Raw genomic sequence first — 15,667 nt, 5'->3', positions numbered from 1 at the left:
CATTCAATCGAGATACGTCAAATACAGGTTATTTCGAACCTAATGAGGAACGATAACAGAACGAGTATTGCGGCAGCCGGCCAGACGATCGGCTGCCGTTTTCATTGAAGTAACGGGTAGTTTAGCGTAGTCATTTAAAGGATTGAAAATTGAAATTTTTAGGAGTATTGTGTGACTCAAGGAGGGGATTAAACGGTGCCACCTGAAATCAAAGTAATTTCTGTATTAATTACAATATTACTTGTGCTTTGGACAGGAATTGCATTATTCGCCACTTTTAAGCCAAAAACATTTTGGAGTATAACTCAAGGGTGGAAGGCAACACGAGAACCTTCACCTGCTTATTTTTTATTTTCTCGAATTGGAACTGCAATATTTGCAGTCATTGGCCTTGTATTGTTAGTCCAACCATACTTCCATTGAAATTTAAGCTAACGCGATTGTTCAATTCCACAGCCTGCCGGCGAGATACGGCAGGCTGTTCAACTAACAGGCAGAATACATCCAATAACCTTGGTACAAAGTTGGGGAGCTACTTACGATATCTTCTACAAAGAATAATCGCGTAAATCATGAATATCTCTTATCGGGGGACGACCAAATAAGCGGGCGTATTCTCGATTAAATTGTGAAGGACTTTCATATCCAACACGAAATCCTGCGTTAGCAGCATCCAGGTTTTCTGTAAGCAGCAGTCGTCGTGCAGTTTGCAAGCGAATCATCTTTTGATATTGAATCGGACTCATAGCCGTTACTTTCTTGAAATGTCTATGCAAGGTCCGCGGACTCATCTTGACCGTCTTAGCCAATTCTTCAATGATTAAAGGCTCGGAATAATGATGGTTGATCCATTGTATCGCTTCTGAGATGCAAAGTGCATAGCTTCCGTTCACGGCAAATTGCTTCAGCAGTTCTCCTTTCTCACCTTGAAGGACTCTGTAAAATATTTCTTTAATGATCAAGGGAGCCAGTACCTCAATATCACCGGGTGTCTCCAGTAGTTCTACAAGGCGTAGAACCGCTTTGAGCAAGTCCGAGGTAGATGGATTTAATAGGATTCCTCGTTCAGTCGTGATCTTCTTCGAGGGACTGGATGTTTTCATTACATCAAGAAGAATATCCGGATGGAAGGTTAGTTGTAAACTTAGGTACGGGTGGCTTGGTGATGCTTGGGTAATTTGTCCGATTACAGGCAGATGAACCGAAGAGACCAAATAACTCCCTGGATCAACATCATATCTTTCCTCTGCTAATTCAACCGTTTTCGAACCTTGGGCAACGATGTAAAGGGAAGGATGGCTGTTGCTGTACACGGGCCCTGACTGCTGTGATTGACGTCTGAAATAAAGCGCTGGAATTGCCATGCTGTGTACGCCATCCGTCGGTGCATGACGATCGATGTACCGGACTAACTCAGAAATGATCCATTCCAAGTTTATGCACCAACCTCTTTTATTCAAAACTGTTAAAGCCATTATACTTATCTGGCGGGATTAGGCAAGGAAAGGGCGTGAATCGCCTACCGGATTAGCCCTCTCATTTCTTAAAATGAAATCTGTAAGAAATATTATAGAGAAAGAAGTGGTGAGTGTGACCCGAATAAAAGATAAAGTAGTAATAATTACAGGCGCAAGTGGCGGGATCGGTGAAGCAACTGCAATGCTGCTTGCCGAGAGCGGAGCACAAGTCGTACTTGGCGCACGGCGATTGGATCAGCTTGAAGCTATAGCTAGCCGCATTGAGAAGTCTGGTGGCAAGGCAGCTTATCAAGTTGCTGACGTGAGGCGATCCGAAGATCTTTCGGAGCTAGTTCAATTGGCACACGAAAAATTTGGAAAGCTTGATGTTCTTATCAACAATGCCGGTGTCATGCCGATGTCTCCCTTTGACGATCTGCGGATCGAAGAATGGGGAAATATGATCGACATCAACATTAAAGGCGTTCTATATGGGATAGCAGCAGCACTACCCACCTTTCGGAAACAGCGTTCCGGACATTTTATTAATATTGCTTCCACGGCAGCCTATCGCATTCTGCCTAATATGTCGGTTTATGCAGGCACAAAGCTTGCCGTTCGTGCGATTTCTGAGGGCCTGCGTCAAGAAGCCGGCGATAAACTTCGCGTAACGATCGTCTCACCGGGATTCACAAGCACACCTGGATCCACAAATTCGGATGCCCTGGAAGCCATAAAGGACCCGGAGATGAAGGCCAAACTCGAAGCTTATCAGAACATCGCGTTATCCCCCTACGCTATCGCTAAAGCTATTGCGTTCGCTATTGAGCAACCAGAAGAGGTGGACGTCAGTGAAATCGTGGTCCGCCCCACAGCGCAAGGATAGCATCTAAAATATACAGGGACGTGCCGGCGCTGCGATCGGCAGTCGTAGTCACGCTATCTGCTTCTTGGTGAAGGAAAATCAGTAAGAGCCATTCAAAAGGGAACGATAGTTGGAATTAAACAGCCTGCCTGTGTGATCGGGCAGGCTGTTAACGATCGGGAGGATAGTTTAATGATTTCGCGAACAACTTAAGTCATGACGAATTTATGAAGTTCGCAAAAAAGACGTTAACCGAAAGAAGTTCTTAGTTTAGGAGGGGTCTATATGATATTAGAAAAAGTTATTAATAGAATTGTAATACAAAGTGAATATAAGGATTTTGTTGATAAGTATATAGATAACATACTTACCGAATTTAAAGGTAAGATTCATAGCATTTATATGTGTGGCTCGATTCCAAAAGGAACTGCTAAACCTTTTGAGTCAGATGCAGACTTTACTATTGTATGTGTAAATCCCAAAGATATTGATTACGAAAGATTGTCAAATATTAAAGACAGGCTGCTGGAAGAATATCCAGTAGTGACTAAGATTGATACGATTATTTGCTCGATTGACGATGTATTAAATAAACCAAATGAGTGGGGGTTTTGGGTTAAGATTATTTGTGTTTGCATATATGGTCATGACGTTGGTGAAAAAGTACCACCGATAATTATTTCTCCAGCGTTCATTATAGACTTAAATACAGAGACCAAGAACGAAGTAGATCGTATACATCGTTTACTTTCTAATGCTAGTGATAACACAATGCAAACTAGATATATTAAAGGTTACTCTAAGAGATTAATTCGTGCATTATACTCTTTGGTTTTAGAAGATACAGGTGTATGGCAAGATGACATTAATAAGATGAAGAATGCCCTATTAAACTATTGCGAGATTGACTCCGCTTTAGTTAATTATCTGTATGCTTGTTACTTGGATAGTAATGTACCTGTTGAAGAGTTTCTGGGAATTGCAGATGAAGTATATAGCTATTTTGAGAACGCCTTAAATGCAATTGCTGCTTCCAGAACTTCCTTCGGCTAACACCATATTGACGCTCCGGTTTACTCTGAGAAGCGAGTGACCACATCCAGCCTCCAAAGCCCGTCGGGATCTCACTGCATTAGGTGTTCGGCAAGCCACAACTATAAGCAGCGACTCTAATTAAACCATAAGACTATTGAGCTAACGGGAGACTATCCCTCAATATATACGACGGCAGCCGGTCAGATGTCGACTGCCGTTTTCGTTGAAGTAACGGGCAGTTTAACATGGAAAACAAATGGAGGAAACTCTTTACAAACGAACGTATAACCGATGGAGGAGGCAGACAATTCGTGGGAGGAACGAATGTATGGGATGCGGAGTGGGAAGTTAACGAAGAGCAGGCGCGGGCGCTGATCGGCAGACAATTCCCTCAGCTGTCATCGAAGCAAGTGAAGCGATTGGGCTGGGGCTGGGACAATACGGTTTTTCTCATCGGTGACGAGTACGTGTTCCGGTTTCCAAGAAGAACGATTGCAGTTGGCTCGATTCGTATGGAAGGGAAGCTGCTACCGATGCTGGAGGCTTATATGACCATCCCCTATCCGAAACCGTTGTTTTATGGCGAAGCAAGTGACGGATACCCGGCACCATTTCTTGGCTATGCCTACGTGCCAGGAGATTTCCCAATCGGTTTGACGGAAGAACGCCGAGCTTTATCGGCAGAGACGTTGGCGAAATTTTTGCGGAGATTGCATGGGTTCCCTGTGCAGACGGCGCTGAAGTGCGGAGTTCAGCAAGATCATCGAAGCTTGACGGACATTGCATCGCGCAAGGTGAAATTGGCGGGCTTTCTATCGAAGATGGTTGAACACTTGTCGCCGGAGGAGTCCGGTGTGATCGAAGCGTATATTAGCAGGTTACAAACGGACCGTGTCGAGGCGGTGAATGCAATGCTACATGGCGATCTTCATTTCAAAAATATGCTTGTGAATGAGAAAGGGATCGTTTCCGGCATCATTGATTGGGGCGATCTGAGCGTAGGCCATCCTGCTTGCGATTTGAGCGTTGCTTACAGCTTTTTACCACCTTACGCTCGCGGCGTGTTTTTCGAAACGTACGGAGGAGCGGACGAGGAAACGAAGCTGCTGGCGCGGCTGATCGCGGTATACATCCCCGTACTGATCTTAATGCAAGCGGTCGATGACGGGAATGAAGCGATTGCGGCAGAGGCAAAATCCAACATCATGCGGGCACTGTCGGATTAGGCTCATTATTTCGTTGGGGCTATGGCTATCGGCACCATTTTGTAGTTTAAAAGCCGTGATAAGGTACGATTCGCCTTCTCTGATGCCGCTGTTAAGGAACACGAATTTCAACAACAGAGTAAGTCATTGAACTCCCTCGGAGAACGATAGTTCAATACACAGCCTGCTGGCGTGATCCGGCAGGTTTTTCAGCTAACGGGCAGCATTCCATATTTATTTGGTCCAGTTTGAACTTGTTAATAAGAAATTCGTCTATAAAATATGGATGTATTAGCAAGAATGAACTCATGAGGAGGAGAATCGTGTTCAGAGCTTTTTATAAAAACTCCCACAAGTGCTCCTTGCTCGGGCTTGCAGTCACTTTATTGATCAGCGGCTGCTGCGGATTAACGAATGGCAATCTAAACAACAACCCAAAACAGAGCAATTCCACTTCTTCGCAAACGAATCGCACAAAAACGGAGAAACGCGACGTTAAAGAGCTTTCGTTCGAGCTAAAAGAGACTTCAGAGCCTCAACCAGGTACGCCAGGCGAAGACTGGACAGTAACCAAGGAACAGACTCTCGGTGACACCGCAATCGTTCTATATCAAGACGGTTCGGGCAGCGCTTTTGATAATGCTTTTGCAAAGTACGCGGGCAATTCCTATAAGCTTAACAGTGTCTATAATTCAGAAACCGTCAGAATCCAGCCGCTAAAGGGCGAGTTTGGCGGCATCCAACTGATCGGAGGTGTTGGGTCAGATCAAACAGCCTGGGATATCCTTGGTGTAAATAAGCAAGGGAAGTTTGTCATGTTCACAATAATCGGTCAACCTCAATTCGCGGATCTTGACGGGGACGGTACGCAGGAGTTGATCGCCACTTTTAAAGGTGCGCATCTTAATTTTCCCGACGTTGAAGTTTTGAGAGTCAAAGACGGTCATATGGAATCGGCAAAGGTTATTAATGGACCTGGAGGCATGGAAGTTCCTCAGCATGCTCACCTCTTGAATGACAACGGAAGCTACCTTATAGAAATCGGGAAAGTACGCGAAGACGGATCAGGACGACAATACAGATACGATAAAGGGCGATTGGTGCAAAACACATACTGAAGACAATGCACAAGGTTTGTTAACTGCACTAATCGGTAGCCTTCGTTGCGCTATGGGAGAACGATAGCAGAACGGGCATCGCGGCAGCCGGTCAGACGATCGGTTGTCGTTGTTCATTGAAGTAACGGGCAGGATTGCGTAGCAATTTCGCGAATACTCATTCTATAGTTTGGTTTTGCGAAAGGGGCAAATAATATGGAAAGAGCCTCTATTTTTTCAATTCATACAATTATTTCTGGAGAGAATCCAGAATATATAATAATAAATGGAAGAGCCTTAGACAAAATAACGGTGGGAAGTAAACTTTATTCTTTAGATACTGCTTTAGATGAGAAGAGTTGTACTGTTGTGGCAATTGATCGGAATGCCGAGGATGTTTCATCGCTTGGAGTTATGGATTTTGGCACTATTTCGATTAAAACTGAAAACGAGCTTTTTCTCGAAACGCAATATCTGTATGGTGAGTTAGTTAATAAGTACATTCCGACTATCACCTTCGATCAAGCTAAACGCATGGCTCAAGAGTCCGCAAAAGAAGATTTATCACAGTACGTTAAAGATAGCACCCCTTTTTTAGCCGAAGTGGTGCTTGAGGGTGAATGCTGCTGGTTCTTCTTTCATAATCCAGACATTGAAATTCCTGAATATGCTTGGGCTACTCGAATGTTGAGTGTAAAAGCAGTTTCAAAAAAAGGCGATATGAATAAGACATATAATTATTCTGATGACCCAATTAAGCTAAATGACTACTTGCAGACCATGTCATCATACTTCAAAAGGAAGGGCACTTAGCTCAACTTTTGATCAAGCTAACGGAGAACATTAGTTCAACGATCTAGGAGCAGTTTGCCGCCGCGTTAACTGCTTCTTTCAGTCATTATACTAAAGGACAGAACCAGACGCATTGTCTATGAGGTGGTTTAAGAATGGATTATTCTGAAACGATACGTAAAATGAAGGATGATGGAGTTGTCTTTGCAGAAGGATTGACTGAATCAGAGTTTGTATTAATCGAACAAAAATACGATTTTTGCTTTCCACCAGATTTAAAGGAGTTCCTATCAATTACTTTACCTACTTCAAACCAGTTTATTAATTGGAGAGATATGAGCAAACGTAATGTTCAATTGATACAGGAAAGATTTGATTGGTGTTTGCAGGGCATGTTGTTCGATGTTGAACACAACAACTTTTGGTTACAGGAATGGGGAGTTAAGCCAGTTGATTTAGAAGCAGCCAAGGGAAAGTGTATTGTACAGTATCGCAATGCACCCAAATTAATACCGATTTATTCACACAGATATATCCCAGAAACTCCTTTTGAAGCAGGCAATCCAATCCTTTCTGTTCATCAGACTGACATTATTTATTATGGTGAAAACCTGCACTCATATCTCATGGTCGAGTTCGATTTAAAGAAATATGATCAAATAGATTTTTACAGTATCAAAAGGATACCTTTTTGGAGCGATATTATTGAAATGTGGGAAACGGAAATATGAAGCTATTTCCAAGCTCCTTACGCTAACAGAGAACGAGAAGAAAGCGGGTTGCTATCAGCCCGATTCGTTTGACGACAGGTTTGTGCCGAAGGAGATTGTGAGCGTGGCAAATGAAATGGTATACACCACTGTTATAGATGAACTCTTAATTTCAATACCTGAACTAAAGCCACTCTACGCTGAAAATACGCATATCTGGTCCGACGGCTATCTGCCATATGTAGTCTTTGGTTTGGTTGTCGTTCCAACAATGGAAGAACTTCTTAAATATGATTGGCAAAGCCCCGTGTTAAAACGGATTTTCGATTTTATAGAGATAATGATGCAAAGTAAGCACAATGATGTTCAAACACTCGCCGCGATAGAAATTGCAGAGTGGTTAGCTTATGAAGAGAACACTGTCATTCGGACAAATGCGATAAAGTTGATGGGACGAAAAACACTTAAAGAAATGAACGGAATGATGAACTGGAGGCCAAATCATTGAACTAACGGGAGACGTTAATTAAATAAAAAGAGGTTGTACATATCGGTCCCGCTTTAGTTCCTTTAAGGATACCCGCGGGATGGCTAATATCATTTAACCAGTTTACAGAAGCAGACCCTGATTTATTTATTGATGATGACTATAAGTACAAGTGGGAGTTTAACTGAGGATTTCTTTCAATTTGAAAACTCTTATAGGAAATGAATATTGAATCTTAGTTGGCGACCAGAGTTCAATCCCAATGGGGTGATAAGTAATAAAAGATAATGCTATGATATAAACGGTTCTCAACCAATTGAAAGTACGGGTGAAAAAATTGGGTGCAGATCATGCTGGTGAAAAGAATCGGAATCTTCTCATGATTGATTGTAAAGATGTCTATCTGAGGAGTACTCCTTTGATGATTTGGATATGTTTCATTCGTTAACATGGCAACCTGAAATCCATGAATACTTGCCTGGTTGGAATGTATCTAAGGAACAAAGAGAAGAGTGGCTTATAAACTACGAAATTCCAGGAAATAAACAGTTTTTAAGTGCTGTATCGGAAGGTGGGGAGATTGGTGAACTCCGTCTTCGTCTGGGAATTATATTAAAAGGTACGGGAAATTTTATCGGTTGGTGCTGTACTGGAATTAAAGACGAATTGCCGACACCGAACCGCGAGATTATGTTTGCAATTTCGAAAGATCATAGAGGTAAGGGTTATACAACGCAAGCTGCACAAGGATTAGTCCATTATTTATTTGAAAATACGAACGTCGAGGTACTCAATGCTATTTCTCTTTTGCGTAACATCCCATCAAACAGAGTAATACAGAAATGTGGATTTATTTTTCAAAATATAATTGAGGTTGATAGCGAAAGATATAATTGTTACAGGCTCAGAAAAAGCGAGTGGGAACCGTTGCATAGTTCGCTAAGCTAACCGAGAACGAGAGCACAATCATATACTGCGGCAGCCGGTCAAATGATTGGCTGCCGTTTTCGTTTAGCCACGGGCATTATCAAAAATACGAACCGTTCCTGGTAACGAGGAGCGGTTTTTTCGTTTGTCCTGCTCCTCGTTTGATTATATAGGTTGCAAATTTTAAAAAAGTGATTGAATATCATACTTTTTTCGGGTGGTTTGCAGGATATAGAATGTTTATGAAAGCGATTGCTTAATGGTTGGCGACTGTGAATTCGCCGAACTGTAAATTTAAAAAAGATTTGGCGGGGCTGATTTTCAAAGGGAGGTGGAATTAAAAGTTTCCTTGCGAGCCAATTATGAAAGCGCTTCCTTATGTTCGAATAAATCATGTAACCAGGAGGTCAAAATGAAAACGACGACTAAAAGGCTGATATCGCTGGCTACTTCGTCCGCATTGTTTTTCGGCGCGCTGCCTTTGGGGATGAGCGCGGTGCCTTCGGCAGCGGCGGCGGCGAACGGCATTTCCAATGCCAGTCTTTCGGCCAAGATCGGCGATTTGGGGCAGATCGAAGAATTATATATCCAGAACAACCCGACAAATAAAGGCGGCAAACCTATCAATTTTGTATTGCCCAACAATACGTCGCCGCAGAACGACGTCCAGCACCAATGGATGGGCGAGATGATTTTTTCTTACCGTACCGGCGATAGCGGGCAGTTCCCCAACGATAGATCCGGCTTCGTAGAAGTGGATACGAACAAAACATTGGCGGCCGGCGGGTCGACGAAGTATACGACGATCAACCCTGCCAACCCTTACTTTACGAAGCAGGCTTCAGCGGACGGTAAAAAGGTGGAAGTCAACTATATCGGACAGAATCTTGATTCTACGGTTGCCCGGGCGATGAAAGGTTTTGACGTGAAGTCCGTCTTCGACATGGATACGGACGATGGCTCGCTGCTATGGGAAATCACGGTGAAAAACAAAAGCGGTAAATATATGGAATTCGGCGATATCGGCTTGCCGATGCCTTGGAATAACAAGTATTTATCCGTATCCGATACGTACGACAACCGCGTGACGGTACATAACTTTGCCGGTGCCGACAGCGGGTATTCCTATGCAATCCGCACGAGCGGCGAAGGGAATTTCATGATGTTTGCCCCGGTGCCGGAAAGCGGCGCGCGCATCGAATACGTGGATTACTGGCTGGGCGATGCGGGCGAGCTGCGCAACGGAAGCCAGTATTCCAACTGGGTCGGCGACAGCGGCGGCTGGTTCCCGGGGCTGAACGTGCTGTATATCCACTCCAAAGATATCCAGAAAACCGGCCGCGGATATTTTAAGGATGCGACCAGCCTGGTGTTGGCGCCGGATCAGCAAAAAACGTATAAGTTTAAATTTTCGGCGGTGCGCGCAGGCGACAACAGTCCGCAAGCCAATGCGCAAAGTCCCAACAACGCTTCAACTTCGATGGAAGAGCGCGAGGTTAACCTTCGCTCCAACCTGTACAAATCCGGCATGATCGATGCCGTTGCGCTGCCGGGCTTCCAGGCTGCGATCAATATGCCGGTCATGCTGGACCTGCATTACGACGATCGCCTCATCGACGTGCAGTCCGTAGACATTCAGTCCGTGCAAGAGAACGATCCGTTCGATGCCGCGCATATCCCGGACATCAAGTCCGGCCAGACCAGAAGCGCCATGGTCAACAATTCCCGCGCAGGCCGCGGACTTCCCGACGGGAATCCGGGGTATTCGGAATCCGTGCAGTTCGTGGAGACCAAGATCGTGAACGGCGAACAGCATCACCTCTATTCGCTCAAGTTCGGCAATCTCGGCAATAACAGCGTTCGCGTGAATTACAAGCTGAAGAGCGGCAATGAACAGTTGGATAAGTTTACCCAGTTCGAATTCAATATTCTTGCCGAGCTCGATCAAACCTCTCAAGCCCACGCCGAATTTATGGTCGAGAAAACGCAGGATAAGGACCCGACAAGTCCGACCTTCGGCAATTACCGCGACTGGTATCTGACAACCGGCGTGGACACGACGACCAGCCATTGGGGGGATGACTGGAGCCACGATAACATCAATTTTATGACGATGAAAAACGTTCTCGATCCCGATCCAGACGAGATACGCTCCATTGAGAACTACCTGATCGACTACATGTGGGAAAGTTATATGAAAAATACGCAGAAAACCTTTACGGTCGCGAACTACCTCAAAGATTCGGGCGTTTACACGAATTCGGCAAGTCCCTACGTACGGACATTTTCCGAGATTATGGAGTCCACCGGCTACTTTAACATGTATCGGATCCAGAAGGCATACCCCGACTTGGTAGATTATCGGGAGACGCCGCAATACTATCTGGAAAAGGCGTACGGCATTTACTACAACCGTGTCTCGAGCGGAGCGACGGGATTCTACGGCGAACAGCAGATTCCGGATATGATCGAGGCGTTAAAAGAAGAAGGAATGACGACCGAGTATGAGAATCTGAAAAAGAAGTTCGCCCAAACCAAAGGACGGAACGTGACCAACGCCGCTTATCCTTACGGGTCGGAATTCGAATACGACAATACCGGCGAAGAAGGGGCCTATGCCGCGGCCAAGGCGCTGCGCACCTATTACCCCGAAGACGCGCGGGCGGACGCTGCACTGAAAAGCATGGGCTTGGCCGACTTGAAAACGCGAGCGATGCGGGGCATTCAGCCGACCTGGTACTACTATTCCGTACCGGTATTCCGCGCCGGCGAGGGCTGGTGGAATTTCCAATATACCGCTTCGTTGGCGGGCTCCATTATGGATGACTGGCTGCGCTATGAAAATGACGGGAGAACCGGGGAACAGGCTGCCGTCGCGCAGCAGCGCAACTATGCGGCGAAAATTTCAAACTTTAACGCCGTCAATATGGGGCAGATCTCGAATCTGTCCGTAGGCGGCATCTCCTGGAGATACAACGCCCAGAAGGGCGGAACCGGCACCAAAAACGTAAACGACGGCGGTACGCGCGTGATGAACAACGGCTGGCAGGACTTCTCCGGCGAATCGGAGGAAGGCCTCTATGGCTCGCTGCTGCGGATCAGCTCCGATATCGTCACCGATCCGGTATTCGGTCTTTTCGGATACGGCGCTTCGGTCTCGGAAGAGGACGGCACTTATCGGATCGCGCCCAAGGACGGATTTGGCAAACGCATCAACCTGATCGACGAAAAGATCTACTTGGTCTCGGAAAGCGACAAAATCGAAAGCGCAGAAATTCAAAAAGACGGCAAGGCCTATCGTTTGCAGCTCTCGAATCTTGCAAAAGGCGAGCATGCTTCAAAGATTACGTTCGATGGCGCAGGCGTCGAGAACGGTTACTATACGATAAAGCTGGACGACAAAGACGCCGGACAGTTCTATGTACAGAACAACAAAGGCACGGCCATGTTCCAGATGAGCAGTGCGCTGACGGCTAAATTGAGCATTGAAAAGACGGATACGGGCGAAAATGAAGCCCCGAAGGTTACGGCAAAGCTGACGACGAAAGACCCGCAGGCGATGATTCCGTTCGTCATGGAAGGAACCGTGACCGATGACGGCGCTCCTGGCGGCACGTTGACCTATCAATGGGAAGCGGTCAGCGCGCCGGAAGGCGGCAAGCTGAGCTTTACCAATCCGAAGTCGACGATCACGCGGGCAAACGGAACCAAAGCAGGCGCTTATACGGTCAGGCTTACCGCCAATGACGGGCAAAAGAGCGGTTCTAACGATCTGACCTTCACGTTGGCCGCTCCGCCGGAAAAACAGCCTCCGGTCATTGGCGAAGTGACTGCGGTACAGGATGCTTCGAACGACAGCATTATCGTATTGTCAGGCAAGGCGACCGCGGATCCGGTGTACAGCGAGGTATCCGAGCCTGTATGGACGTACGGATGGACGGTGAAGCAAAAGCCGGAGGGCGCGGCGGACGTTACTTTTGTCAATGGCGGAAAAACCGATGCATACGCGCGAATAAGCAAGGCCGGCACTTATGTATTTACCTTTACGGCGGCCGATGAAGGCAAGGTGTCGAGCAAGGATGTAACGATTAATATCGCAAAAGACACCGATGGCGCCTACAAGGCCGTTAGCGTCGTGACCTCCGTTAACGCGGCTCCGACGCTTCCCGGACAGGTGGATATTTTGCACGAGGACGGCTATCGGAAAAGCGCGATCGCATGGAATCAGGTCGATCCGGCCAGCTATGCGAAACCAGGCGAATTCGTAGTCGAGGGTCATATCGTAGACAGCGATTTGAAGGTGCGCGTCACTGTCTATGTCGTAAAATCGTTGCCTCAAAACAACGCGCTGATCGCAAAGCCTTCCGCCAGCTATTCGGGCGGCGACGGGTATCCCGAAGCGATGAACAACGGCTACGATCCGAAGAGTTCGTCGGACTTCTCGCCAACGAAAGGCGCCACTAATAGTGCATGGCACAACTGGGGAAAAGAAGGCGAACCGGCATGGGTCATGTATCAGTGGGATGAACCGTTCCTTGCCTCGTCGATGGACGTCTATGTGTTCCGGGACGGCTCCGGCAATTTTCAACCGACCGATATGAAGCTTCAGCTTCGCGATGCGGACGGAAAATGGTATACGCCAAGAGGCGTAACCGGACTTGGAAACGCATTAAATAAGTACAATACGACCGCCTTCGAACCGGCTTATATTACGGGCGCTCGCATAGACATGAAGCCTCTTACCGTCGGGATCGGCATTTTGGAGTGGAAGGTGAACGGCTATACGGGCGCGACGGATAAGTCGCAGCTCGCGCAGATGATTAACTTTGCGAATTCCTTAAAAGCCGCGAACTTCATCGATCAGGGTCTTGAGCCGATTGCCGCCGCCAAGGCCGGCGCCGCTGCCGTCATGAGCAACAAGGAAGCGACGGATGAGGACGTGGCCCAGGCCATTGAAAAGCTGCGGACGGATCTGCGGCTGCTCAGCCCGCGCGATAAAAATATGGCGTTTGCGGCCAGCCTGTCGGCCAGCTTCACGTCGTCGTGGGAGAGTCTCCCTGCGGTAAATGACGGGTTAAAAACGGCCGCAACCAACCCGCATTGGGGTTCGTGGGGCAATACAAGCGCCGAGGAATGGGTGCAATACGATTGGCCGCAAGGCGCGTCCCTCCAGAGCTCCAATCTGATGCTGTGGACGGATAACGGCGGCATCGAAGCGCCTACCAAGTACACGTATTCATACATTCCGCTGAATAGCCAAACGAATGAATGGGTGACGGCGGGGACAGTCAGCACGGGCATCGTCGCGCTTACGACGCCGGTAGGTTCCTCGAACATCTTTGAATTTAACCCGGCGCTGGCGGTTAAATCGCTGCGCGTTACGATGACCAAAAAAGCCCGGAACGGCAATGGCGTCGGCTTGTGGGAATGGGAAGTGACCCAGGCGGCGGCCAAGCAGGATCAGCAGGCGCCGACGACGCCGGCAGGGGTACAGCCGACCGTCGTCAACGGAAATGACGGAAAGCTTACCGGCGTGACCTCGGCCATGGAGTACAGGAGGGAAGGCTCCCAAACCTATACCGCCATTACGGGTGCGGAGGTTACGGGACTCGGCGCCGGTACGTATTTTGTCCGGTATCGGGCAACCGATTCTCTTAACGCCAGCCCTGATAAGGAAGTCGTAATTCCGCAAGGGCCCGCGCTGCAGCCAGGCGCAAGCTTAACCGGTCCTTCGGCGCCAGTGTACGCGGGTCAACCGGTTAACCTTACAGTCGGTGTAAACGGCTTGACGCATAATTTTAATATGCTGAGCGTGGAGCTGAAGTACGATCCGGCCGTGATCGCGTTTGCGACCTCATTGAACGATGGCGTCAACGTCTTGGATGAAGGTGCGGTTACGTCTTCGCGGACGGGGCTCCAGGTTGTCGAGACCGCCGTTAAGCCGGAAACCGGGGAGATCCTGATCATTATGGGACTCACGGGAAGCTTCTTGACGGGAGACGGACCGTTGTTCGTTCTTCAAGGCCATGCCAAGGCAGATGCCGCTGCCACAACGACAACGATTGCGGTAACCAAGCAGGAAATGGTCGGCGACGAGGGCCATTATTCGCTGCTCGACACCGCTCAGGCCAAGGCGGACATTCAAGTCGTTCAAGTAGACAAGACGGCATTGATTGCTGCCATTGGGACCGCACAAGCGCTGCATGACGGGGCATCCGAAGGCAATCAACAGGGACAATATCCGAATGGCTCCAAAGCAACGCTGCAGGCCGCAATCGATGTTGCATCGGCCGTGGCGCAGAACGGAGCGGCAACGACGGCAGACGTCGCTCAGGCGCTAGTCGCATTGGATGACGCCGTAACCGTATTCAGCGGCTCGATGATCCAGATCGATAAAGCGGCATTGAATACGGCCATTGCGGAGGCCGGGCAAGCATTGAGCGCTGCAGTCGAAGGATCGGCGCCGGGCCAATATCCGGCAGGTACGAAGGCAACGCTGCAAGCTGCGATTAACGCTGCTATTGTTGTCCGCGACCGCGCGGCGGTAACGCAATCCGAAGTGGACCTGGCCGTATCGACCTTAACGACGGCAACGAGCACGTTCAGAGCAAGCGTGAATCCGACGACGACGCCTTCGGTCGATCTGAGCGCATTAAATCAAGCAATCGCCACCGCCCAAGCCAAAGCTGCAAAGGCAACGGCGGGCAATAAAGTCGGTCAATATCCGGCGGCTGCAATCACGGATCTTCAAGCAACCATCGTAGCGGCGAACGCGGTGAAGAGCAGCGGCGGCGCCTCGCAGTCGACGGTGGATGCAGCGACGGCGGCATTGAACGCGGCAATATCGACGTTCGCTTCAAAGATCGTGACGCTTGTACCCGGAGCGACATCCATTACGATTCAGGATCTGTCGATCATCGCTAAATATTACGGCGTCAAGAAGGATCAGCCTGGCTGGGATCAGGTAGAGAAGGCCGACTTGTTCGATCATCACGAGATTACGATTCTCGAACTGGCGGCTGTAGCGCGCATGATCGTAGGGAATTGGCTGCAGCAATAAACGATCGGCGTTCGCGTAAGAAAAGAGGGGAG

The 15,667-nt window shown here is 48.0% G+C and carries 11 protein-coding genes; 10 read left to right on the top strand and 1 reads right to left on the bottom strand.

Going from position 1 to position 15,667, the window contains the following annotated elements:
• The first annotated feature begins 195 nt into the window (after positions 1-195).
• Positions 196-423: a DUF6199 family natural product biosynthesis protein gene (locus tag KB449_RS21115; protein WP_282910247.1), complete on the top strand. Its 228-nt coding sequence runs from the start codon at positions 196-198 to the stop codon at positions 421-423.
• A gap of 125 nt (positions 424-548) precedes the next feature.
• On the opposite strand, the gene KB449_RS21110 is transcribed toward KB449_RS21115, so the two are convergent.
• On the bottom strand, positions 549-1,433 hold the full coding sequence (locus KB449_RS21110; RefSeq protein ID WP_282910246.1) for an AraC family transcriptional regulator: 885 nt from the start codon (positions 1,431-1,433) through the stop codon (positions 549-551).
• A 115-nt stretch (positions 1,434-1,548) separates the two neighbouring features.
• Between KB449_RS21110 and KB449_RS21105 the strand changes: the two genes are divergently transcribed.
• The 9 genes from KB449_RS21105 to KB449_RS21065 all read left to right on the top strand — a co-directional run bounded on the left by KB449_RS21105 (position 1,549) and on the right by KB449_RS21065 (position 15,635).
• Positions 1,549-2,343, top strand: coding sequence for an SDR family oxidoreductase (locus KB449_RS21105; RefSeq protein ID WP_286672233.1), 795 nt, complete (start codon positions 1,549-1,551; stop codon positions 2,341-2,343).
• Between the two features lie 264 nt (positions 2,344-2,607).
• The gene (locus KB449_RS21100) at positions 2,608-3,375 is read left to right on the top strand and encodes a nucleotidyltransferase domain-containing protein (protein WP_282910244.1); all 768 of its coding nucleotides are present in this window, start codon (positions 2,608-2,610) and stop codon (positions 3,373-3,375) included.
• Positions 3,376-3,668: 293 nt separating this feature from the next.
• Positions 3,669-4,583 (top strand): phosphotransferase, encoded by a 915-nt coding sequence (locus tag KB449_RS21095; RefSeq protein WP_282912879.1) that lies wholly within the window; start codon positions 3,669-3,671, stop codon positions 4,581-4,583.
• Between the two features lie 302 nt (positions 4,584-4,885).
• On the top strand, positions 4,886-5,680 hold the full coding sequence (locus KB449_RS21090) for a hypothetical protein (RefSeq protein ID WP_282910243.1): 795 nt from the start codon (positions 4,886-4,888) through the stop codon (positions 5,678-5,680).
• A 195-nt stretch (positions 5,681-5,875) separates the two neighbouring features.
• Positions 5,876-6,472, top strand: coding sequence for a hypothetical protein (locus KB449_RS21085; RefSeq protein WP_282910242.1), 597 nt, complete (start codon positions 5,876-5,878; stop codon positions 6,470-6,472).
• Positions 6,473-6,606: 134 nt separating this feature from the next.
• Positions 6,607-7,182, top strand: a complete 576-nt coding sequence (locus KB449_RS21080; protein WP_282910241.1) for an SMI1/KNR4 family protein — start codon at positions 6,607-6,609, stop codon at positions 7,180-7,182.
• Positions 7,183-7,285: 103 nt separating this feature from the next.
• Complete coding sequence (locus tag KB449_RS21075; protein WP_282910240.1) at positions 7,286-7,669, top strand: DUF7674 family protein; 384 nt, start codon at positions 7,286-7,288, stop codon at positions 7,667-7,669.
• Between the two features lie 411 nt (positions 7,670-8,080).
• Positions 8,081-8,596: a GNAT family N-acetyltransferase gene (locus KB449_RS21070; protein ID WP_350356278.1), complete on the top strand. Its 516-nt coding sequence runs from the start codon at positions 8,081-8,083 to the stop codon at positions 8,594-8,596.
• A 391-nt stretch (positions 8,597-8,987) separates the two neighbouring features.
• On the top strand, positions 8,988-15,635 hold the full coding sequence (locus KB449_RS21065; RefSeq protein ID WP_282910239.1) for a DUF5695 domain-containing protein: 6,648 nt from the start codon (positions 8,988-8,990) through the stop codon (positions 15,633-15,635).
• Positions 15,636-15,667 lie beyond the last annotated feature (32 nt).

This window comes from Cohnella hashimotonis, assembly GCF_030014955.1.
GTDB classification, from domain to species: domain Bacteria; phylum Bacillota; class Bacilli; order Paenibacillales; family Paenibacillaceae; genus Cohnella; species Cohnella hashimotonis.
The sequence above is the reverse complement of the archived record's forward strand: the minus strand, read 5'-3'. Positions and strand labels throughout refer to the sequence as shown.

Coding starts and splice junctions, on each gene's coding strand:
- KB449_RS21105 (WP_286672233.1), top strand. CDS start 1,549: ATGAAATCTGTAAGAAATATTATAGAGAAAGAAGTGGTGAGTGTGACC.
- KB449_RS21100 (WP_282910244.1), top strand. CDS start 2,608: ATGATATTAGAAAAAGTTATTAATAGAATTGTAATACAAAGTGAATAT.
- KB449_RS21085 (WP_282910242.1), top strand. CDS start 5,876: ATGGAAAGAGCCTCTATTTTTTCAATTCATACAATTATTTCTGGAGAG.
- KB449_RS21080 (WP_282910241.1), top strand. CDS start 6,607: ATGGATTATTCTGAAACGATACGTAAAATGAAGGATGATGGAGTTGTC.
- KB449_RS21070 (WP_350356278.1), top strand. CDS start 8,081: ATGTTTCATTCGTTAACATGGCAACCTGAAATCCATGAATACTTGCCT.
- KB449_RS21065 (WP_282910239.1), top strand. CDS start 8,988: ATGAAAACGACGACTAAAAGGCTGATATCGCTGGCTACTTCGTCCGCA.